The sequence below is a fragment of the Aminobacterium sp. genome (genome assembly GCF_034926885.1).
Lineage (GTDB): Bacteria > Synergistota > Synergistia > Synergistales > Aminobacteriaceae > Aminobacterium.
On record NZ_JAYFQR010000015.1, the window covers coordinates 86,189 to 108,447 of the forward strand.

The following is a 22,259-nucleotide window of genomic DNA, read 5'->3' on the forward strand; positions in this document are numbered from 1 at the left end:
TTGTGATCACATAGACAAAGTTATCTTTACAGATTACAATAGTCCAACATAAACTATAGGCATACTATTTATAGGAGGGAATTATAATTGAATAAGATTTTTCGTTTTTTATTCGCTTCTGTCATGATTATGAGTCTTATTATTGCGGGAAACCAGCTCGCTGTAGCCGCAGATGGTCAGATTTTCTTTAAAGGGTCATCTACTCTTGCCCCAGTTGTTTCACAAGTGGCACAGCAGTTTATGGGAAAATATGGTACATGGAATAAAGTTGAGGCATCTCTTCCCGACGCCAAAATCGAAATTTTTGTCTCCGGGGGCGGTTCTGGAGAAGGGGTAAAAGCCGTTCTTGATGGAACAAGTAATTTTGGTATGACAGCTCGTGCCGTTAAAGCAGAAGAGAAAGAAGCAATCGGAGATTATCACGAGTTCCATATTGGGACAGACGCTCTGACCATTTCGGTTCACCCTGACAATAAGGTCTGTCAGATAAAGCCCAACCTCACTAAAGATGAATTGATTAAAATCTTTAGCGGCGAATACAAAACATGGAACGATCTTGATCCGACATTACCTAAAGAAGAAATTGTTGTTGTTATTCGAGATATTGGCGGTGGAGCTCACGAAGTCTTCCAGAAAAGTGTTATGGGAAAAGTAGATGTAACACCCAATGCGATTCAATCTCCATCTATGGGAGCTCTCGTTACCAAAGTCATGGAAAACAAAAATGCCATCGGTTACGCTTCTTTTGGCATGGTTAATGTAAACAAAGGGAAAATTATTCCTCTTAAAGTTGATGGAGTGGAACCTACCGTTGAAAATATTCTTAATGGAACATATTATGTTTCACGGCCACTTCTTATCGTCAAGAAAGGGAATATGTCTCCTATAGAAAAGGCTTTTATTGATGAACTACTTTCTGCTGAAGGCATGAAAATTGTGGAGCAGATGGGATTCGTACCTGCAAAGTAAAATGTGCCTTTGATCATTAAGGTTTTCTCAAGGCCGGGGGGAATCCTCTCCGGCCTTTTCTCATAGCTATGTGAGGAGGCTTTTGAGAGCGTGAAAAAAGAACGAATTTTTGTATGGACTTGCAAGGCTATTACATTGCTGGCTATTTCTTTTTTATTCTTTATCTTTCTTTTTATTGCAAAAGAAAGCTTTATATTTTTTCAGAAGACGTCACTCCTTCATTTTTTAACGGGGTCACGATGGAATCCTATTGCAGATCCACCAGCTTTCGGCCTTCAACCGATGATATGCGCCACTGTTTATGTTTCTCTTCTTGCAGCACTTATTGCTCTTCCTATCGGTGTCGGAATGGCTATTTTCCTATCGGTTTTAGCCCCACAAAAAATCCAACGGATACTTCTTCCTCTTATTGATCTCATGGCCGGTATCCCATCTGTTGTCTATGGTTTTGTAGGCCTTATGATTATTGTAAAGTTTTTTGAGACTCGTTTTTCATGGTCCTCTGGAGAATCCGTACTTACCGGTTCAATTCTTTTAGCCATCATGATCTTGCCTTATATCGTCTCTACGTGCTGTGAGTCTATGACCAAAGTTCTTCATCATTATCAACAAACATCACGAGCCCTAAGTGTCTCAAAATGGCATATGATACGTTATTTAGTTATTCCTTCAGCAAAAAAGGCAATTCTAGCGGCACTAATCTTATCCCTTTCTAGAGCCATGGGCGAAACTATGGCTGTAATGATGGTGATTGGGAACAGCCCAATATTTCCTCATCTTTTTCGAAAAGCTGAGACTATACCTGCTCTCATCGCTTTGGAAATGGGGGGCGCTGCCGTTGGTAGCTTACACTATCAGGCTCTTTTCGCAGCTGGATTTATTCTCATGTTTGTACTCTTTGCCTTTAATTCTTTTTTCTTTTTTATCCGCAAGCGTATTGAGGAGGGAATAAAATGAGAAATAATAACGGCAAAACTTCTCACCTATCCCTTCGGCTATGGCTTTTTTTAAGCGTCTTTCTTGTTATGGCGTCTTTATGCGTTATTTTTGGATATATTTTTATTCAGGGAGGAAGCGAACTTTCCCTTTCTTTCCTTACAAATATGCCACAGGGTTTTCCTTTAGGCATAGATGGAGGAATATGGCCCGCTATTGTGGGGAGTTTCTGGTTTACTACGATTGCCTGCATATTCGCCTCCTTTCTGGCTCTTCCTACAGCAATCTTTCTTGCCTTTTACGCTAAAACAACACGAATTGTATCTCTTTGCCATTTTTTCATTCACTCTATGGCTGGAATACCTTCGATTATTCTGGGGCTATTTGGTTATACGTTTTTCGTCGTTACACTTGATTTCGGCGTATCGATCTTGTCAGGAGGACTTATTCTTGGAATCATGATCTTTCCATTTATTGAGGTGCGCGTCGAAAAAACTCTTTTGGAGTTCCCCAAGAATATTATGCAGGCCTCTATTAGTTTGGGCATTACAAAAACGTGGACACTTTTTCACCTGATCCTTCCAGGGTGCATTGGCAATATTGCCAGTGCCATTGCTCTTGGAGGAAGTTTTGCTATGGGTGCAACTGCTCCTATTCTCTTCACTGGGGCAGTTCTCTTCGCTCCATCCCCCCGTTCTATTTTTTCTCCAGCAATGGCTTTGCCCAACCATCTTTATATTCTTGTAGGGCAGGGGGTATCGATTTCCAAAGCATATGGAACCGCTCTCGTGCTTATTATTCTTTTACTCGTTCTCAACATAGTGCCCCTTGTTATAAAAATGTACAGAAAGGAGAGGTAAAAATGCTCCCTATTCTCGAAATTCGTCAGCTTGCCGTTGCATTCGATAATAAAAAAATTCTTAAAAAGATCGACGCAAATTTCTACCCGCATCAAATTACAGCTATTATCGGCCCTTCCGGATGTGGAAAATCCACATTTCTCAAAAGCCTTAATCGTCTCATAGAAGACGAACGAGGGGTGTCTCTGAGCGGTCAGATTCATCTTGATGGGGAGGATACTTTTACGCTAAGTCCTGAGGAAGTACGTCGTCGTATCGGCATGGTCTTTCAATCACCTACCCCCTTTCCTCTCTCTATTTACGACAATATGGCGTACCCTTTGCGTTATCATGGACACGGCGCGAAAAAAAATAAGAAAAGCCTTGATAGCATAATTCGTAATAAACTTGAGGATGTAGGGCTTTTCGAAGAGGTCGAAGATAATCTGGCGATGAACGCGACTCTTCTTTCTGGAGGACAGCAACAAAGACTCTGTATCGCCCGAGCTCTCACTGTAGAGCCAGAAATACTGCTTCTGGACGAACCCTGTTCCTCCCTTGACGTTAAGAACACACAAAATATAGAGATGATGCTTCGCACTCTATGCCAACAATATTCTATTATCATTGTTACCCATAATCTTTTTCAGGCACGTCGTATTTCTCATCAAACACTTTTCATGCTTGATGGGGAAATTATAGAAGCAGGTTCCACAAAAGATCTTTTTGAAAATCCTCGCGATAGTAGAACAGCGGAGTATATTTCTGGCATTTACGGCTAAAGTGTTATATAATACTCGCCTATAAGAATTGGTGATGGAGTTCACCATAAATGCTATAAACGACAAAGCTGATGACTCCTACAAGTGTAAGTGCTTGTAGGAGTCATTTTTGTATTCTATATGAAGGAGTGTTTTCTCATGGCTTTTAGTCTCGCTGTTATTTTATTATTCGCTCTACCAACAAATAAAATTTTTGAAACATTGAAAATGCCCGGTTTATTGGGAACCCTACTTTTAGGTATTGCTATAGGCCCATATGGTTTAGATTGGCTTCAACCTGAACTTCTAAATGTATCAGGAGATCTAAGAAGAATCGCCCTCATTATTATTTTGTTGCGCGCAGGATTGGGAATAAATAGAGATGACTTGAAGCAGAATGGGATCGCAGCCTTAAAGATGAGTTGTTTGCCTGGTTTACTAGAAGGAGCAACCATAGCATTTATCTCAGTAAAGCTATTAGATTTTTCTTTAATTCAAGGAGGCATACTTGGTTTTATTCTTGCAGCAGTATCCCCTGCTGTAGTTGTCCCTTCTATGCTTAATTTAATTAAAAGTAAAATCGGGACAGAAAAAAGAGTTCCAAGTCTCATTATTGCAGGAGCATCCATCGACGATGTTTTTGCTATCACAATGTTAAGTGTCTTTTTAGGTTTATATAGTGGAGCAAGCATAAATATTGGCATAAAAATATTGAGTATTCCAATTTCCATATTACTAGGTTTCATGGTAGGTATTGTAGGTTTTGTTGTAGTACATATTTTTAAGAAATATCAGATGAGAGATACCCAAAAAGTCTTATTAATTTTAGCTCTTGCCGTATTGATTTCCGAACTTGAATTTCTATTTAAAACCAAAATTGAAATTGCATCATTACTTGGCGTTATGACTATGGGGTTTATCATATCGGAGAAAATACCTTCTGTTGGAGAACGTTTAGCCCAAAAACTTAACAAAATATGGATTTTTGCCGAAATCTTGCTTTTCGTCCTTGTAGGTGCCCAAGTAGACGTAACATTAGCGCTTAAAGCAGGAGGAGTAGGTATTGTTATAATTGGAATTGGATTGATCGGTAGGAGTATCGGCGTTCTTTTTTCTCTTTTGGGAACAAATCTCAATTGGAAAGAACGGCTCTTTTGCATAATTTCTTATTCCCCGAAGGCTACTGTACAAGCAGCTATGGGAGCAATACCGCTATCATTAGGGGTTGAGTCAGGAGATATTATCTTAGCTATAGCCGTATTATCTATACTTATTACTGCTCCATTAGGGGCCATCGGTATTCGATACTCCGCTAAAAAGCTTTTATAAGAAAACTAATTAAAAATTGAAGGAGCGATCCTTTTGAAAAAACACATTTTAACTCTCTTAAAACAAGCTCAGGGAAACTATGTTTCTGGACAAGACCTCTGTGAACATCTTGGTGTAAGTCGAACTGCCGTGTGGAAACATATCAATCAACTTCGTGAAGAAGGCTACGCCATCGATTCTTCTGCCCGAAAGGGGTATAGGCTTATTGATGTTCCTGATCTCTTAAACGAATATGAAGTTGAACCGTTACTAACTACAGAAAATATTGGTCATCCTATTATTCATCTAGATGAAGTCACTTCAACGAATATCGAAGCCAAAAAGCAGGCTCGTGAAGGGATAAAAGAAGGAACCGTTATCGTTGCTGAGCACCAAACCGAAGGACGGGGCCGTTCGGGAAGATCCTGGTTCTCTTCTCCTGAGTGGGCTATTCAAATGTCTTTAGTCCTTCGACCTAAAGTATCACCAGCCTTTGCCGCATCAATTACCCAGGTTGGAGCTGCTGCAGTAGCAAAAGCATTGGAAAGCCTTGGGCTTTCCCCTCAGATAAAGTGGCCCAACGACGTTCTTATTGGGGGGAAAAAAATCTGTGGAATTCTCACAGAGATGAGTTGCGAACTTGATCATATAAGCCATATTGTTATAGGAATCGGGATCAATGTAAATACTCCCTCATTCCCTGAGGAAATCGCATCTGTCGCAACGTCCGTTCGTATAGAACTGGGGGGGAAACACTGCAACAGAAAAGAGCTTATGGCTGCCGTTCTGAACGCCTTCGAGCCTCTTTATATCGACTTTTTAAAAGGGGGATCCCAGCCAGAATATCTTTCTATTTGCCGCCACCTTTCAAATCTCATGGGACAATTCATTACATATGAGACATCACAAGGAATACGTTCCGCCCAAGCTGTCGACATCGACAATATGGGACGCCTTATCATTCGTCACGAGGATGAAACAACGGAAGCTCTGCTTTCCGGAGAAGTTCATATATTAAGATCGTGAGAACGGATTTTCAACGCTGAGTCTTGAAGCATTTTCATATCGCTTTCAACTGACTCTCCTGCTGTTGTTAAATAGTCACCAGTCAAAAGGCCGTTAATTCCTCCCCGCAATCCCAAGAAGACTTTTGTGCCAAGAGCCTTTCGCCCTCCTGCATAACGGATTGTAGCTTGAGGAAGTAAAAAACGAATAAGAGCTCCCGTAAGCAAAATTTCGTCTTGGTTAAGCAATGGATTTTTTGCGAAGGGAGTTCCTTCTATAGGAGAGAGAATATTTAAAGGAAAGGAGCTCACTCCTATGTCGGCAGCTAGAGAAGCCATTTCAAGCCTATCCCGCAAGCTTTCACCTAAGCCAATAATGCCACCAGAACAAAGTTCAAGATGTGCAGAACGGGCAAAAGAAAGGCTTTTCAACTTATCTTCAATAGAATGGGTTGTACAAATAGAAGGGAAAAAACGGGGGCTCGTTTCAAGATTGCAATGATATCGTGTAAGGCCAGCCTGGGCAAGCTTTTTTGCTTGCCTTTCCGTAATAAGCCCATGGGAACCACAAAGTTTGAGAGATGTTTCTTTACTCAAACGCTGATATATACGACATAAATGTTCAAGATCACTATCGCTTAAACCTCGTCCACTTGTAACAAGTGAAAAACGATGAACACCAAGCTTTTCATAATATTTAGCAGCTCTTAAGACTTCTTCCTCGCTAATAAGAGGTGTAACATTACAAGACGTATTCCAATGAACTGATTGGGCACAAAATGCACAATTTTCGCTGCATTTTCCTGAGCGAGCATTAACAATAGAGCATAACTCGACATCTGAATGTGAACAATTTTTCGTCACTTGATCCGCTGCAGAAAGAAGAGCTGAAAGAGGTTCCTTTGAGGATAATAAAAGAAGGTCTTTTATAGGAATAGGTTTTCCAGAATATATATTGTCCAAATACACATGAAGAATACTCATAGTTCTGTCAACCCCTAACAAAATATTAGTTGACAAAACTATAAAGGCTTCATCTACCTATGTCAATTCATTTTTAATTGGGCTAATAAGAGAGAAAAGATATAATTGAGTCTGGGAGAGGAGACTCCCCGGGAATACCCCCGAAATCGCATTCCCGGGGCTGCAGCCGTCCCCAAACCATAATAACAGTATCCTCAAAGAATGGAAGAGGAGAAATATGAACACGGAAGGAAAACTTGCAATTCTTGCTGATGCAGCCAAATATGACGTGTCGTGTTCTTCCAGCGGGAGCCGGCGTAAAAATACCACAGGTGTTGGAAACGCGAGCCTGGGCGGTATCTGTCATACATGGACTTCCGATGGGAGATGCGTTTCTCTATTAAAAGTTCTCTTCTCAAATGATTGTATCTTCGACTGTGCCTACTGTGTAAACCGACGGAGTGTCGATCGCCCCAGAGCAACATTTACGCCCGAAGAACTTGCAGAACTCACCATCAATTTCTATCGTCGTAACTATATTGAAGGCCTTTTTTTGAGTTCTGGCGTTTATAAATCTCCCAACTACACAATGGAATGTCTTATACGAACATTACTTTTGCTACGGAAAAAATACAACTTCGGAGGCTATATTCATACTAAGGCTATTCCAGGTGCTGATCCGCAACTTCTTGAAATTGCAGGACAATATGCCGATCGTATGAGCGTCAATATTGAGCTTCCATCAGAAAAAAGCTTAAAACTTCTGGCTCCTCAAAAAAGTAAACAAGCCATTCTCAAACCCATGAGTTACCTTTCATCACGCATAGAGGAAAGCCTAGAAGAAAAACCCACATGGAGAGGAAAAAAGAAGCCTCTTTTTGTCCCTGCAGGGCAAAGTACCCAATTGATTGTAGGAGCAACTCCTGAAAGCGACCTTTCTATTCTTCGTCTTTCAGAAAATTTGTACTCCCGCTTTAACTTGAAAAGAGTCTATTACTCTGCCTATGTTCCAGTGTCATCAAATCCTTTGTTGCCAGCTCTTTCTTCCCCTCCACTTCTTCGAGAAAATCGAATATATCAAGCCGATTGGCTTTTGAGATTTTATAAGTTTAAAGCTGAAGAGCTGCTTGATGAAAAACAACCTCACTTTAATCTGAATATTGATCCAAAAACGGATTGGGCATTAAGAAATCTTCATTTTTTCCCTGTAGAAATCAATAAAGCTTCCTACGAGGTGCTGCTCCGCATTCCTGGTATTGGCGTCATATCTGCTAAACGTATTATGACAGCCCGTAAAAATGGAATTATTCGCTTCGACCTACTCGCACGATTTGGTGTCGTTATGAAAAGAGCCCAATATTTCATTACATGTAATGGTGTCTTTCATGGAGATCGCTCTATGAATGAAAATCACCTTCGCGCACACTTTGAAGCGCCGTCAAAGAGTGATTTTGTGAAGAGGCAGCTTTTCTTATTTCAGCTATGACAACGTATATTTATGACGGCTCATTTAATGGCATGCTTTGCCTTATATTCGAAGCTGCATTACGGCAAAAAAGACCTCAAAATATTATTGCTCGGTCAAAAGAGGGACAACAAAAAAACCTTTTTGAAGGAGTTGAAGTTGAGACACGATCAAAAATTGCTCAAGCGGTCTATCACGTTCTAGAAGAACACACAAACGGGGAGACATTAATCACCGTTTTTTACGCACTTCATGCTCACCTTTCCCATATCGATTTAAGCGTCTTCAATTATCTAGAGCTTGCGTGGCAAAAAAGGAAAAACATTAACGGTCTTCTCTCTGACGAACGCGTTCTTTATATACTTGACGCACGTCGAAAAGTTTCACGTGAACGCCACATGTTCTGTGGGGTTCTTCGCTTTCGTGATGTAGGCGGTATTTACTACGCAACGATAGAACCAGAACACTATATCCTTCCCCTGCTTGGAGGGCACTTCGAAAAGCGCTTCCCTCACCAGAATTGGATTATTCATGATGTAAAACGAAGCAAAGCTCTCATATATGACCAAAGGGAATGGTATGAAACTGAATTTTCACCACGATCCATTCCTCAAAATACAAGTGACGAACAAACATACCAAGAGCTATGGAAAACCTTTTTCCATAGCGTCACTATTACCTCGCGGACTAATCGTGGCCTTCAAAAAAGAAATATGCCATTGAAATATTGGAAATATCTGACTGAAATGGAAGAAAAAATCCCGGAAACTTCACAAGAAGTCCCCGGGCAAGAAAATCTACCTAATGATGAGTTTTAGCAATATCCAACGCTATAAAAGACAAATTGTGAGCATGATCTCCTATTCGTTCGAGATTGCTCAGTATATCAATAAAGATAACACCTGCAGAAGGATTGCATTCCCCCCTGTTTAGCCGTCGAATATGGCTCTTTCGAAGGGTTTTTTCCTTTCTGTCCACTTCGACCTCTAAAACATCAATAACTTCGTGAGCTTTCTTTACATCTTCATCAGCAACCGATTCCAAACTCAATGTCACCGAAGTAAAGACGGTATTGAACATATCTTCGAATTCCGCCATAGCGACAGGAGAGAAATCGAGTCGATGTTCCTTCTTGTAATCATAGAGCTCTATCAAGTTCTGACAATGGTCTCCCACGCGTTCTATGTCACTAATGCCATTTACATAAGCAGAAAGGACAACTGATAGCTCGCTTGACAGCCCTTCTTGCCATATTTCTGCGGAATATCTGGCTATGGCATGAGTTAGTTCATTCAATATTTTTTCAGACTCATTCACTTGCTCAATCATTTTGGGATCGTCGTTCATAAAAGCTCTTTTTACATCCTGCAGCATTGAGAGCGCGATAGCTCCCATATGGGCAATTTCTTTTTTTATGGCGTCTATTGCTGCTGCTGGGGAGGCTGAAACAAGTTTGGGATCGAGAAACTGGGGACCGACACTGAGCGCGCTGCTTTTCCCTGGAACAAGTTTTTGAATGAGTTTTACAAAAGGAGAAGTAAACGGAAGGAACAAACATGTATTTGTCACATTAAAAAGAGTATGAGCATTGGCTAATTGCCTTGCAATATCTGGTGATGTTAGTGAAACTACTGTTTTAAAAAGAGGTAAGGCCATCATAAAAACGCTAACACCTATAAGGTTGAACATTACGTGAGCGGCAGCCGCTTGTTTCGCAGATCTGTTTGACCCCAAAGAAGCAATGACTGCAGTGATTGTCGTTCCTATATTATCGCCAAGAAGAATCGGAATAGCAGCGTCTAATGATAAGAGACCTTGGCTCGCCATGGCTATTGTAAGGCCGATGGTAGCGGAACTTGCCTGAACAACCATAGTTACAATTGTTCCGACTAGAACTCCAAGAAGAGGATTATGACTAAACATCATGAAAAGGTCTTGTCTCCCCCTCAAGAAATCCATTGCCCCTTCCATTGTTTGCATGCCAAGGAACAAAAGACCAAAACCAACTAAACCATTGCCTATGTACTTCTGCTTTCTGGATTTGCCAAAAACAGCCAAAATCATTCCAATACCGATAACAGGAAGGGCGAAATTTTTAATCTTAAACGCTATAATCTGAGCGATAACCGTCGTTCCTATGTTGGCTCCCATAATAACGCCTACAGCTTGCTTCAGGGTCATGAGACCCGCATGTACAAAGCTTACAGTCATTATGGTTGTTCCGCTACTGCTTTGAATAAGAACTGTTACCAATGTCCCAATAAGAACCCCACGAACAGGGGTGCTCGTGAGAGAACCTACTAACTGGCGCATTCTGTCTCCTGCCAGATCTTGCAAAGCATCGCTCATAAGCTTGATGCCAAACAAGAACAGACCAACGCCCCCTAAAACCTGAAATGCATTTGAGAGTGGCACCGCACAAATCCCTCCGAAAATAAAATTATAAAAACATCGCTTAGTGAACGTATAGTAAAAATCCACGCTAACTCTAACATACTCTACTCTAAGAATGCTAGTTTTTTCTGCTAAAAGCTACAAATCAAAAAAATTTCTACTTTAAAAATCTGCTGATAAAACTCTGCAATTCTGTATGTATCAATTTATTTGTGCAAAGAATATGCTGGTTATCGAGATCTTGTATGGGTAATCCTTTCCAATTAGACGCTTTTCCGCCAGCTTCTTCCATAAGCAAAAGTCCCGCATAAAAATCCCACGGTTTCAAATCCATTTCGAGATAGCCGTCCAAACGTCCACAAGCCACATAAGCCATGTCAAGGGAAGCAGCCCCTCGCCGCCGTACATCGTGGCACTTCTCGTAAATTTTTGTCACAATGGAAATTTCTTCTTTGCCCAATTTTTTATCGTAGGCAGTACCAAAGCCAATAAGACTTTCTGAAAGAGAGCCAGTTTGAGATACGCAAATGGGATCCCCATTTAAATAAGCCCCCTTATCTTTTACTGCAGAAAAAAACTCTTCGTTTATGGGGTCATAAATATACCCTTGTTGGATTGTGTAATTTTCAATATAGGCAAGAGAAATGGCAAAAGCCGGATACCCGTGGTAAAAATTTACTGTTCCGTCAATAGGATCAAGAACAAAAGCTTCTCTCTCCAATTGAAAGGAACTTCGAGACGAAGAAGACTCCTCTGCAATAATCATACTTCCAGGGAAAAATTTTCTTAGCTGTTCTGTGATAAAAGATTCAACCTTCATATCTGTAAACGTAGTGTAATCAGACTGAGAGCGGCGAGAAGCAATATGAGTGTCTCTCTCTTTCGTTATGATTTCTCCTGCTTCATATAAAAGAGACGTTATTATTTTTACAGTAGAATTTTCCACTCCTATTTTCTCCTTTAAAGTTACTTTTCCGTCAAAATAATAGAAACATGCTTATTTCTATGTTTTTCTGCTTTTTTTAAAAATTCAGTAACAATCTCAAAAGGCAAATTATATTCTACCGCTATCTCCGTTATATCATCCCCTATTTTTTGCCAAAAAAGGTGAGGTTTCATGGCTCTTTTTTTCTCCTCTTCACTTGGCACAATTGAATAGACCAGCAATTTTTTTCCGTTGGGAGATTCTGTTGAAACTATAATTTCCCATGAATATCTCATTATTTTTCCTCCTCGTGCCGATCCTCTCTGAAAATTGAAGGCGACCTCGATAATATAATGAAACCCTTAGGAATGAAAGGGGTAAAAAAGTTTCAATAATGCACTACTTTTTCACAATTCAATCAATAAACCTTGACCTCAGTTTTATCACGTGTTATTATTTCCCCGCTACTTCTGTAGCGAAAATGACGCATAGAATACAGAATAAAAGGAGGAAGGTGAAAGAAGCTGGGAGATAAACAAACAACAAAAAAAGAGAAAATAGAGCTTATACAGGCAGTGCAAGAAGCTCTTAAAGAATTAAAGACATCGCAACAACATATTGATTTTAAGGCTGTTTCGCAAAAATTGGGCATAGCCCGTTCTACCCTTTATCGAAATCCCATTGTAAGGGAAGAAATCACTGCTGCTCGAGAAGCATCTCGGGCCACGTCAACGTCCTTATCGGAACTCCAGGAAGAAATACGACATCTCAAAGAAAGAGTTCAAAAGCTAGAAGAACTCTCTCGTCAATGGGAGCCCTAATAAACTCCCAATTCTTTCTATCAATACGTGCATGGCGCCACTGTCAGAAAATGTTTCTGATGTTTAATTTTTATATTCCACGAAGGAGGTTAGAGTTTTAATGAAAACTCATCTTTTGAAAAGAACCATCGTGGCTGCAGTTTGTATGGTATCTGTTATGTTCTTGGGATCAATCGGTGCAGAGGCGGCGCGCCCTGTAACTTTTATTGATTTCAGTTGGGACAGTGTGCAGGTGCATAATCGAATTGTTGGCTATATCTTAACCTACGGTTATGAGAAGAAAGTCGACTACATGTTTGCTGAGTCTCTTCCAGGTCTTATGGGAATTGAACGAGGGGATGCAGACATTACTATGGAACTTTGGGCAGACAATTTTCCTGAGTGGTGGCAAGAAGCTCAAGAAAAAGGAAAAGCAAAGAGTCTGGGACTAAACTACCCTGACGCACCCCAAGGTTGGTATGTTCCTCGCTACATTGTTGAAGGAGATAAAGAAAAAGGCATAAAGCCACTTGCTCCAGACCTTAAAAGCGTCTTTGACCTCCCAAAATATTGGGAACTCTTCAAAGATCCAGAAAAACCTTCAAAAGGGCGCTTATATAACGGCCCTGCCGGCTGGAATATAAACTCCATCAATTCAGAGAAGGTAAAAGCCTACGGATTAGATGAAAAATTTACCGCCTTTGATCCAGGTTCTCAAACTGCTCTAGCCGCAGCTATTGCTTCCGCTTACGAGCGAGGAGAACCAGTTTTAGCCTATTATTGGGAACCTACAGCAATTATGGGCATGTACGATATGGTAAAACTTGAAGAACCGCCATACAGCAATGATTTATGGGGAACAACGTATCGCTGTGCTTGCCCCTCAGTCGAAGTACTTGTTCTGGTAAACACAAAATTTGCTGAAGCAAACCCCGAAATCACAAAATTCTTAGAACGTTATGAAACAACTCTTGATCAAAACAATAAAGCCCTCGCTTATATGAAAACACATAACGTTGATGCTCACCAAGCAGCCATCTGGTTCCTTAAAACCTACAGTGATAACTGGAAAAATTGGGTACAGGACGAAAACGTTATAGCAAATGTAGAAAAAGCTTTGCAAGAGGAGGCGATAAAATAGTGAATTCCATCTCTAAAAAAAAGAAAATCTTAGAAATACATGATCTTTGGAAGGTCTATACAAAAACAGATATAGATATTGATGTAGAGAACGAAGATATTATTACGGAACTTGATGAATCTGATGATGCTGTTGTGGCTGTAAGGGGTGTTTCTCTTACAGCCAGGCAAGGAGAAGTCTTCGTTATTATGGGACTTTCTGGAAGTGGAAAATCTACTCTTATTCGTTGCATTCTTCGCCTCATAGAGCCGACATCCGGCGAAATATGGGTTAATGGACAAGAAGTCACTTCTCTGTCTCAAAAAGGCCTCACGGAATTCAGACGAAAACAGATCGCCATGGTCTTTCAGCACTACGGACTTCTGCCTCACAAAACAGTAATTAACAATGTAGAATTCGGACTGAAGCTCCAGGGAATCCCGGAAAAAGAACGAAGAGCGCGTTCTAAAATTTCACTTGAACGCGTCGGCCTTAAAGGATGGGAAAATTACTATCCTGGTTCGCTGAGCGGAGGGATGAGGCAGCGTGTCGGTATCGCAAGGGCTCTTGTTATGGATACACCTATCCTTCTTATGGACGAGCCTTTCAGTGGTCTTGATCCTTTGATCCGCCGAGAAATGCAAGATGAATTAATTCGATTACAAAAAGAGCTTAAGAAAACTATTTTCTTTGTAACTCATGATCTTGATGAAGCAATGCGAATGGGAGACCGTATGGCTGTAATGAAGAATGGATCTATCGTACAAATGGGAGCTCCTGCTCAAATTCTCGCAAATCCTGCAGATGAATACGTGGCCCGTTTTGTTCAGGATAAACGGCGCCAAATACAGATGGCTGATGAAGGAGCCTTTATATCTGATGATGAAAGCATTGATGAAATACCTGATGAAGGAGTGATGAATCATATTTCCAGAAACGTTTGAATTTCATGTTGCAAGTCATGTTAATAACGGCGTAGACTGGCTTCTTCAAGCCTTAGCCCCAACTTTTGATAGTATTTCCAGCGGAATTCTTACTATACTTTTAGGAATTGAGAATTTCTTGCACATCATCCCCTGGTGGATATATATAGTTGTAATTGCTCTCCTCGCATGGAAAGCAACACAGCGTCTCAGTACGACAATTACATTGCCGATAAGCATATTGTTCATAGGGATATTCGGCCTTTGGGATTTAGCAATAGGAACACTTGCCGTTGTCATTGCCGCAGTGTTTATTTCCTTACTTATTGGCATTCCCCTTGGTATCCTCATGGCAGAAACCAAGGGAGTGGAACCCGTTATGAGACCAATTCTAGACGCCATGCAGACAATGCCAAGCTTTGTCTATCTTATTCCGGCCATGATGTTTTTCGGTCTCGGGAAAGTCCCAGCTGTTCTTGCAACCTTAATTTACTCTCTTCCTCCTGTTATACGCTTAACGAATCTTGGGTTGCGGCAAGTACCTAAGCCGGCTCAAGAAGCAGCGATCGCATATGGAGCAACAAAATGGCAATTGCTAAAAGAAGTGCGAGTTCCTTTAGCTATGCCTACGATTATGGCAGGAGTCAACCAAACAACAATGATGGCTCTATCAATGGTTGTCGTAGCATCTATGATCGGAGCCAGAGGACTGGGACAGGAAGTTTTACTTTCTATTAACCGTATTGATGTGGGACGTGGTTTTGAAGCCGGAATCTCTATCGTTATTATGGCAATTACCATTGACCGTATAACACAAGGTTTCGCCAAAAAATGGGACCCCATCAAAAGATAAATATATGGCTCAGAAACCTATATTTAAGCCGTCTTCTCCTAAAAGAGGACGGCTTATCCTATATAATAAGCATGTAAAAATTATGTACCTTTGAAAACGAGGATAAGAATGGAACAAATATTTTATGATTGGCAATTTAAAGCATATACAAAAATAGAAGGGCAAAATGCTGTTCTTTCTGCTCCGACAGGGGCAGGTAAAACTCTTGTTGCATATCTTTGGGCAGGACTTTTAACAACAGAAGGAAAAATTCAAATGCCCAAAGATACTTCGCGTATTATATTTACCGCTCCTATTAAAGCCTTAAGTAACGAACGATATATGGACCTTCGGCGCATGGGGTTTGATGTAGGAATAGAAACTGGCGATTTCAAACGAAATGAAGAAGCTCCGATTATTTGCTGCACACAAGAAATCTATACGTTGAAATATACGAAAGATCCCGATCAAAAACTTATTATTGATGAATTTCATTATATTTTTGAAGATCCGGACCGTGCCAGAACCTATATTGACGGCATTCGAGAAACAGCACCAACAACGTCTATTCTTGTTATGTCTGCGACCTTCAGCCAACCAAACGTTATAGGTCATTACCTCGAATCAATTACCGAGCGCAATTTTATTGTGTATGAAAGTCAAGAGCGAGCAACTGAGCTTGTTTTTACCCCTAAGAAACCTGCTCAACTCTTTTCTATTCATGATGCTCTCGTTTTTGTTTTCTCCCAACGTGGAACTATGGATTTGGCCTACAACATTGCTAGAACTAGGCGACGCCTTCCCAAAGAACAACGAAGTCGTCTCTATGAATTAGCAACTATTCTTGACGTTCCTAAAGTTCAAATGCCCCTTCTGTGTGGCGTAGGAATTTATCATGGAGGAATGTTACCTAAAGAAAAGCTACTTGTAGAATCAGCTTTTCGTGAACGCATTCTTGATGTTGTTGTAGGAACAAACGCTCTGGCATTAGGTGTCAATCTACCTGCTGAAACAGCTATTTTTGCTCAACTAGTTCAATTTCACGATAACGCTCCCATAAGCAAAAATGAATTTCTCCAAATGTCGGGACGAGCCGGAAGAAAAGGCCTTTTCGATACAGGCTATGTTACATGGTTAGCGAATTCCCCCTGCGAACATCGCGGATATAACACAGGGGAAGAATTTAAAAATTTGCTTCATATGTCTCCAGAGGCAGCTTCTGTATCTCTTCGGCCAGCTTGGGGAGCCTTGTTACGACATGAAGTTCATATTGACGACGAAGCCGATTATATAAGCCGTTTTTCCTTACCTGAGATTGATCCTTATATTTTACGCAACGAACTGAGGCAAGGATTAAAGCGCATAGATAGAGCATTACGCCGTATGGTAAAACCTCATCAAAGAAAACAGTTTAGGATTCTTTTAGCCAATATTTGGTATGAAGAGATGAGTGCTGATGAAAATCTTGAAATGGCTCGTCTTTTCTTTGCCGAAGAACGGCCAGAAGCTCTTTTCGCGGCCCAACTCGTTGCCCCTTACGAGCGGAATTATCTTCAAGCTCTGCTCAAGATCAAAAGGTATGCTAATCACCTTCCAAATGGGTATTTCTTTAGGGGGATGCGCTCTCTTAATCAAACCGTTGATGACATAGACCCAACTATTTATGGTTTTGAAGAAAAAATTAATGAAATAGAAGGATCTTCGAAAAAAGCCTAAGCAGAGAAGGATTTGCCAATATCGCTGAGGCAACGACGTATAAAAAGATCTTTTTGACATGCTAAATCTACAATCACAAGATCTCGTACAGCATCTCCATGAGTATTGATTCGAAGCATGAGCTTAGGGCGCAATATATCTCGGCCTGCAGAGGCAATAACAATTCCGATGCTGTAATCTGAAAGTTCGACAATCGTTCCAGGCGGATAAAGCCCTAGGGAGCATAGAAGGACCCCAACGATTTTTTTATCAAAATGAGTATCAGCGTTTTGTATAATCATTGAGAGGGCCTGGCGAGTTTCTAGAGAATCACGATATATACGCTTTGTGGTAAGAGCATCGAAAACATCGGCAACAGCCGCAATACGGGCTTCAAAAGGAATCTGTTCTCCTCTTAACTTATCAGGGTAACCATTTCCTTTCCATCGTTCATGATGATGGCGTACTATAGCAAGAACACGTTTATCAGAGACCCCAGACTCTCGGAGCAACCTTTCTCCTTCTTCTGGGTGTCTGTTTATAATACTGAATTCACGCGGAGTGAGAGGGCCAGGCTTGTTAAGGATATCAAGACTTATACATGCCTTGCCCACATCATGTAGCAGTCCCCCCATTACTTGCCTTTCAACCACTTGTATTTGATTTGGAAAGAGACGAGACGTAATAAACCCACTAAGAAGAGCTACGTTCAACGAATGAATAAAGGTATACTCATCCCAATTTCTTACCCTGGCCATAACAAGAAGAACTTGCGGAGTGCTCATCAGCGTTTTGGCAAGAGAGCGACTATTTGATATAAGAGATGATAACTCCTCAGAACTAGGCTCCCTACCTGAACGAAAGCGTTCATATACATCTTGAATCTGTTGAATTGTCACTTTCGCCAAATGTCTATCAAGAGCAACGAGATTCAGATCAGAATCTTGAAGAGCCATCTGGAAATCTTCTTTTGAAAAATGTATCTCCTTCTGAATAGGAACTGAGCGAATGCCCCATTGTATTAACGTATCAGGTAAACGTGGAAAATTCTGCATAACAACTTTGATATCGCTATGTTTTGGGAGCAAAAGAAGACCACCGGGGGCAATTATATCCTCCGCCAAATGTCCCCATATATGATGAAGCTCTGAGACAGCTATCTGCTGTATCAGAAAAAGTCCCCCCTTATATCCAAGATTAAAGTTTAATATTTTTCAAATTCTTTTGGGCTGTCACAATAGCTGAAATAGTAGCTGTCATAGATTCAAACTTTTTTGAAGCATCATCCATAACTCCAATTGAACGTTCCATCTCTTCTGAACTTTCGCTAATTTGAAGTCCTGAATCTTTCATTGTCTGATGAATTTGTTCCATAAAGTTTTTATTTTTTATCAGATAGTCAGAAAAAGAGACAAGAGTGCTCCGAATCATCTGAAACATGTCTCCCACTTTTTGAACGCTCTCCATTGCTTCGTTTACAGAGCTCGAAATCTCGCTGACCTTCGTCGTAATGTTCTCAGAAGCTCCTTTGGTTTCTGCTGCTAACTCCTGAACATTTTTAGCAACTATGGCAAAACCTCGTCCATGTTCACCAGCCCTTGCTGCTTCTATTGAAGCATTTAACGCCAAAAGATTGGTTTGCTTTGCTATACGCTGAATCTCTTTCGACATTTTTTCTACTTCGAGAAAAGACTCAAGAGTTCCATAGGTCGTCTGAACAGTATGCCGCACATCATCGCTCATACTCTCAAGATCCGTTCCTGAACGATCAAGATCTTCCATAAGCTTTTTATTCATTGAATTGATTTCTTCAACACTCTGACTGGTCTGTTGGCTCTTCTGATCAAAATCCTGAACAACCATTTCCAGAGAGCGGCTTAAGCGCATAAATTCCTGAGCAGTCTGCTGTATTTCTCCCTCAACCCGCTGCACTCGTCGTACCAAGACATCATCAAGTTGGGCCATGAAAGAATTCATCATGGTATCAGCAAAAAAAGCCGACCCCAAACGACGAATCACTTCTTCGTACTTTTTATCGGCCATATTAAGCACCAGCTCCATAAACAGTATCAAGGAGATCAGTTCCACATCGAAGATTTTCAAACCACGAGAAAAATTTTTTTACGTTTTCTCCTTGAATAACTGCTCCATGTTGAGGGGCAATAGCCTGAATATCTAAAGATGACAATTGCTTTACCCAGCGACGGCAGACAGCATTAGAAGCCATATAGCGCTTATGAAACCCTTCCATATATTGCAGATGATCCTCAAAGTTTTCGACAATCGCATATCTTTTCCCCTTTGGGAATATAGCTGCACCAATATCGCCAGTAAACAGAATCTTCGATATAGGATCGTATAGGGAAAAAGCCCCCGTAGAATGAAGAAAGTGTGAAGGGATGAGTTTCATCGTCTTTCCATTAGAAAAAGAGAGAGCCCCTCCTCGATCAGGAATCGCAGTGATTCTTTTATGGTCATAAATACCAAAATGAGGCAAAAATCGAGTCCAAAGAGAAGAAATATATACCTGAGCTCGATCGGTCATAGAGAGCCATAAAGTAATTCCTGAAGAAACATCAGGATCTTGATGGGAATAAAAAATGTGGCGAATACGGTGTAAATCAAAAAGCTCTGCAACATTGGCCAATACCCGAGGAAAGACATGAGCTCCACCTGGATCAAGTAAAAGAACCTCTTTTCCTGAAACGATCACATATTGATTTGTCTGAACAACACCTTCCTCTTCCTGCTCTTCCCACGCTAGAAGGTAAAAACTATGATCGTCATGTTCATATAGAGAAATCGAACTTCGATGCTCCATGGAGACATCTCCTCCGTTCATAATAGTGATCAAGGTACGTTAAATTGTATTATTAATTATAAAGGATACCAACTCTTTTTCCTCAAGAGGCTTACTAGTAACATATCCTTGAATAGCATCGCAATTGATATCTTTCAAAAAATCAAGCTGTTCATGTGTTTCCACACCCTCCGCAATGGTACCCAGCCCCAGAGAATGAGCCATATTAACCATTGTTTTTACGAGGACTTCTTTTCGGCGATCTATTCCTATTCCATCGATAAAAGATTTATCGACCTTAATGACATCTATCGGAAATTGGCTTAAATAGGCAAGAGAAGAGTATCCCGTGCCAAAATCGTCCATATAAATACGGCATCCGAGAATCTTCATTTCTCGTAAAAGATCTAAAGAAGCGTCTACATTTCGCATAACACCAGATTCAGTAATTTCAAATCCTATTTCCCCAGGTTTGATAGAGTAGGCTTCAAGAATACGCCTTACCTCAGAAATAAAATTCTCCTGCAAAAGCTGCCGAGTTGAGATATTCACACTTATTTCAAGGGGAGGATTTCCCTGTTTCTTCCATTCCTGCTGATGTCTGCACGCCATCATAAGGATTTCCTCTCCAAGGGGCAATATCAAACCTGTTTCCTCTGCTACAGGAATAAAATATGAAGGCATAATAAGGCCTTTTTGGGGATGCTGCCAACGTACCAAAGATTCAAATCCATTGATCATACCTGTTTTAAGTTGAAGCTGTGGCTGATAAAAAAGTACAAAATTTTTATTCAAAAGACTCTCTCTCAGATCATTTTCAAGCAAAAGACGATAAGAGGCCCGCTCTCCAAGTTCCTCTTTAAAAAATTCGTAGGAATTTAACCCCGTTTCGCGGGCTTTATGAAGGGCAATATCTGCTTTTTGTAACAAGACTTCTGTAGTAGTGCCATCATCAGGAGCGATGGCAATTCCGATACGAGCTGTTAAAAATATTGGTCGCTCTGCCAAATGAAAGGGCTCTTTGAAACAATGAAGCAACGCCCGCGCCATATGCGCTATATCAGCCACTCGCTGCGCCTGATGAATTAAAATATAATAATCATCCCCGCCTATTCTGGCCACAGTATTAGATTCCCCCACTGTCTTTTGAAGACGTTGGGCAACTTGCTGTAAAAGCTGATCCCCCGAAAAATGTCCCAAACTTTCATTTACATTTTTAAAGCGATTAATATCAAGAAAGAGAACCCCCGCAAAAAAACCTTTTTGTTCAATATTTTTCAACTCTCGATCCAATCTATCAAGAAACATTATTTTGTTAGGTAATCCTGTAAGCTGATCGTACAAAGATTTGAGACGAATCTGAGCATCTTTAGTTTTCATTTCAGAAAGATCGCTAAAGACCGAAATATATTCTGATATTTTCCCATTTCCATCATATACAGCTGCCACAGAAAGCCATTCAGGGTAAACTTCTCCACTTTTTCTACGGTTCCAAATTTCTCCTTCCCAATAGCCCTTTTCAATAAGTTCCTTCCAAAAATTTACATAAAATTCTCTAGGGTGTTTTTGAGATTTTAAAATCCTGGGATTTTTCCCTATAGCCTCATGAGCTTCGTATCCAGTAATTGTCGTGAAAGCGGGGTTTACCGATTTAATTGTGGCATGAACATCGGTAACCACTATTCCCTCAAGAGTATGTTTCATTACTGCCAAAGCAATCTGCAAGTCTTTTTCCCGCTTCTTCTCTTCTGATATATCTAGCAAAACACCTATAACACGAGATAGCTCTCCATTTTCATAAAAAGCTTTCGTTTTAGAAGCAATTATCTTTTGCTCTCCATCAGGCGTCACTATTTTGAATTCCTCGTTTTCGGAGTTTTCCCTGATTTCTCCGCCACGAAGAAGGTGATCAAGAAGATGGGCTACGTATAAACGATCTTCTACATGAATTCGTGAATAAAAAGATCTAAAACTAGGTGTAATTTCTTTACGCTCATACCCAAGAATACGATAGAGATGGTCGCTCCAGGTTAATGTCATGGACGAAGGAATCCATTCCCAATACCCTAAGTGCACTAATTCCTGAGCATGAGAAAGAGAATTCTCCTTCTGAAGTAATTCTTCATTATGTTCTTTGTCTTTTGTTATATCCATGCCGACAAGCAAAACACATTTTCTCTTGTTGACGCTATCCTCAAAATACTTGGTATGAGTGGCAAAATACAACCTCTTTGAACCGTGAATATAAAAAGAAACATCCTCTATCTCTCTATCTTTTTCAAAAGAAGCGATATTATTTCTTCTATACCAACCATCAAGCTGTTCAAATAAAAAACCATACACTTTAGTCAACTCAAAAAGCGAACGTTCTTGGCACTCTTCGTTTGTAACGTGGAACAACCGACATAAAAATTCGTTACCCCACACCCACCTTGCGGATGAATCAAGAATGAGGGCTATTCCTGAAAATTGACTAAAAATATTTTTAATTTCGCCGTATTCTATGCACTGAGTGTTCATTTAGA

At 40.5% G+C, this 22,259-nt stretch carries 21 protein-coding genes and 1 riboswitch; of the genes, 13 read left to right on the top strand and 8 right to left on the bottom strand.

The window, feature by feature from the left end:
• The first annotated feature begins 87 nt into the window (after nucleotides 1-87).
• The 6 genes from VB083_RS06865 (at nucleotide 88) to VB083_RS06890 (ending at nucleotide 5,839) form a co-directional block, all read left to right on the top strand.
• Nucleotides 88-969 (top strand): phosphate ABC transporter substrate-binding protein, encoded by an 882-nt coding sequence (locus tag VB083_RS06865; RefSeq protein ID WP_213692014.1) that lies wholly within the window; start codon nucleotides 88-90, stop codon nucleotides 967-969.
• Between the two features lie 90 nt (nucleotides 970-1,059).
• A complete protein-coding gene (gene pstC / locus VB083_RS06870) occupies nucleotides 1,060-1,926 on the top strand; it encodes a phosphate ABC transporter permease subunit PstC (RefSeq protein ID WP_213701670.1) in 867 nt (288 codons plus the stop codon).
• Nucleotides 1,923-2,765: a PstA family ABC transporter permease gene (locus VB083_RS06875; RefSeq protein ID WP_213692016.1), complete on the top strand. Its 843-nt coding sequence runs from the start codon at nucleotides 1,923-1,925 to the stop codon at nucleotides 2,763-2,765. The genes pstC and VB083_RS06875 overlap by 4 nt, the downstream gene beginning before the upstream one ends.
• A gap of 2 nt (nucleotides 2,766-2,767) precedes the next feature.
• On the top strand, nucleotides 2,768-3,526 hold the full coding sequence (locus VB083_RS06880; protein WP_213692017.1) for a phosphate ABC transporter ATP-binding protein: 759 nt from the start codon (nucleotides 2,768-2,770) through the stop codon (nucleotides 3,524-3,526).
• Between the two features lie 21 nt (nucleotides 3,527-3,547).
• Nucleotides 3,548-3,614, top strand: a riboswitch (Fluoride riboswitch).
• A gap of 50 nt (nucleotides 3,615-3,664) precedes the next feature.
• Nucleotides 3,665-4,834: a cation:proton antiporter gene (locus VB083_RS06885; protein ID WP_213692018.1), complete on the top strand. Its 1,170-nt coding sequence runs from the start codon at nucleotides 3,665-3,667 to the stop codon at nucleotides 4,832-4,834.
• A gap of 33 nt (nucleotides 4,835-4,867) precedes the next feature.
• On the top strand, nucleotides 4,868-5,839 hold the full coding sequence (locus tag VB083_RS06890; protein ID WP_213699447.1) for a biotin--[acetyl-CoA-carboxylase] ligase: 972 nt from the start codon (nucleotides 4,868-4,870) through the stop codon (nucleotides 5,837-5,839).
• On the opposite strand, the gene bioB is transcribed toward VB083_RS06890, so the two are convergent.
• Nucleotides 5,821-6,801 (bottom strand): biotin synthase BioB, encoded by a 981-nt coding sequence (gene bioB, locus VB083_RS06895; RefSeq protein ID WP_213692020.1) that lies wholly within the window; start codon nucleotides 6,799-6,801, stop codon nucleotides 5,821-5,823. The genes VB083_RS06890 and bioB overlap by 19 nt on opposite strands.
• Nucleotides 6,802-7,018: 217 nt before the next feature.
• Here bioB and VB083_RS06900 point away from each other — a divergent pair, with 217 nt between their 5' ends.
• Together VB083_RS06900 and VB083_RS06905 are read left to right on the top strand one after the other, a co-directional pair.
• Complete coding sequence (locus VB083_RS06900) at nucleotides 7,019-8,266, top strand: putative DNA modification/repair radical SAM protein (protein ID WP_323401896.1); 1,248 nt, start codon at nucleotides 7,019-7,021, stop codon at nucleotides 8,264-8,266.
• Complete coding sequence (locus VB083_RS06905) at nucleotides 8,263-9,063, top strand: TIGR03915 family putative DNA repair protein (RefSeq protein ID WP_213692022.1); 801 nt, start codon at nucleotides 8,263-8,265, stop codon at nucleotides 9,061-9,063. Before VB083_RS06900 ends, VB083_RS06905 begins: the two co-directional genes overlap by 4 nt.
• Here the strand turns inward: VB083_RS06905 and VB083_RS06910 are convergent.
• From VB083_RS06910 to VB083_RS06920, 3 genes are all read right to left on the bottom strand, one after another.
• Nucleotides 9,047-10,660: a Na/Pi cotransporter family protein gene (locus tag VB083_RS06910; RefSeq protein WP_213692023.1), complete on the bottom strand. Its 1,614-nt coding sequence runs from the start codon at nucleotides 10,658-10,660 to the stop codon at nucleotides 9,047-9,049. The two genes, VB083_RS06905 and VB083_RS06910, sit on opposite strands and share 17 nt — an antisense overlap.
• 136 nt (nucleotides 10,661-10,796) lie before the next feature.
• A complete protein-coding gene (locus tag VB083_RS06915) occupies nucleotides 10,797-11,585 on the bottom strand; it encodes an inositol monophosphatase family protein (RefSeq protein ID WP_213692024.1) in 789 nt (262 codons plus the stop codon).
• Nucleotides 11,586-11,605: 20 nt separating this feature from the next.
• Nucleotides 11,606-11,860 (bottom strand): hypothetical protein, encoded by a 255-nt coding sequence (locus tag VB083_RS06920; RefSeq protein WP_213692025.1) that lies wholly within the window; start codon nucleotides 11,858-11,860, stop codon nucleotides 11,606-11,608.
• Between the two features lie 228 nt (nucleotides 11,861-12,088).
• On the opposite strand from VB083_RS06920, the gene VB083_RS06925 reads away from it, so the two are divergent.
• From VB083_RS06925 to VB083_RS06945, 5 genes are all read left to right on the top strand, one after another.
• Nucleotides 12,089-12,385 (top strand): DUF6262 family protein, encoded by a 297-nt coding sequence (locus VB083_RS06925; RefSeq protein ID WP_307880086.1) that lies wholly within the window; start codon nucleotides 12,089-12,091, stop codon nucleotides 12,383-12,385.
• A gap of 100 nt (nucleotides 12,386-12,485) precedes the next feature.
• Entirely contained in the window at nucleotides 12,486-13,505 is a 1,020-nt protein-coding gene (locus VB083_RS06930) for an ABC transporter substrate-binding protein (protein WP_213695347.1), read from the top strand.
• On the top strand, nucleotides 13,505-14,428 hold the full coding sequence (locus VB083_RS06935; protein WP_213692028.1) for a betaine/proline/choline family ABC transporter ATP-binding protein: 924 nt from the start codon (nucleotides 13,505-13,507) through the stop codon (nucleotides 14,426-14,428). The genes VB083_RS06930 and VB083_RS06935 overlap by 1 nt, the downstream gene beginning before the upstream one ends.
• Complete coding sequence (locus VB083_RS06940) at nucleotides 14,409-15,260, top strand: ABC transporter permease (protein ID WP_213692045.1); 852 nt, start codon at nucleotides 14,409-14,411, stop codon at nucleotides 15,258-15,260. Before VB083_RS06935 ends, VB083_RS06940 begins: the two co-directional genes overlap by 20 nt.
• A gap of 108 nt (nucleotides 15,261-15,368) precedes the next feature.
• Nucleotides 15,369-16,955, top strand: coding sequence for a DEAD/DEAH box helicase (locus VB083_RS06945; RefSeq protein WP_323401897.1), 1,587 nt, complete (start codon nucleotides 15,369-15,371; stop codon nucleotides 16,953-16,955).
• On the opposite strand, the gene VB083_RS06950 is transcribed toward VB083_RS06945, so the two are convergent.
• From VB083_RS06950 to VB083_RS06965, 4 genes are all read right to left on the bottom strand, one after another.
• Nucleotides 16,952-18,022: an HD-GYP domain-containing protein gene (locus tag VB083_RS06950; RefSeq protein ID WP_213692030.1), complete on the bottom strand. Its 1,071-nt coding sequence runs from the start codon at nucleotides 18,020-18,022 to the stop codon at nucleotides 16,952-16,954. The genes VB083_RS06945 and VB083_RS06950 overlap by 4 nt on opposite strands.
• A gap of 109 nt (nucleotides 18,023-18,131) precedes the next feature.
• Nucleotides 18,132-18,977, bottom strand: a complete 846-nt coding sequence (locus tag VB083_RS06955; protein WP_213695349.1) for a methyl-accepting chemotaxis protein — start codon at nucleotides 18,975-18,977, stop codon at nucleotides 18,132-18,134.
• A gap of 1 nt (nucleotide 18,978) precedes the next feature.
• On the bottom strand, nucleotides 18,979-19,755 hold the full coding sequence (locus VB083_RS06960) for an MBL fold metallo-hydrolase (protein ID WP_213695350.1): 777 nt from the start codon (nucleotides 19,753-19,755) through the stop codon (nucleotides 18,979-18,981).
• Between the two features lie 39 nt (nucleotides 19,756-19,794).
• Nucleotides 19,795-22,254, bottom strand: coding sequence for an EAL and GGDEF domain-containing protein (locus VB083_RS06965; RefSeq protein WP_213695351.1), 2,460 nt, complete (start codon nucleotides 22,252-22,254; stop codon nucleotides 19,795-19,797).
• Nucleotides 22,255-22,259 lie beyond the last annotated feature (5 nt).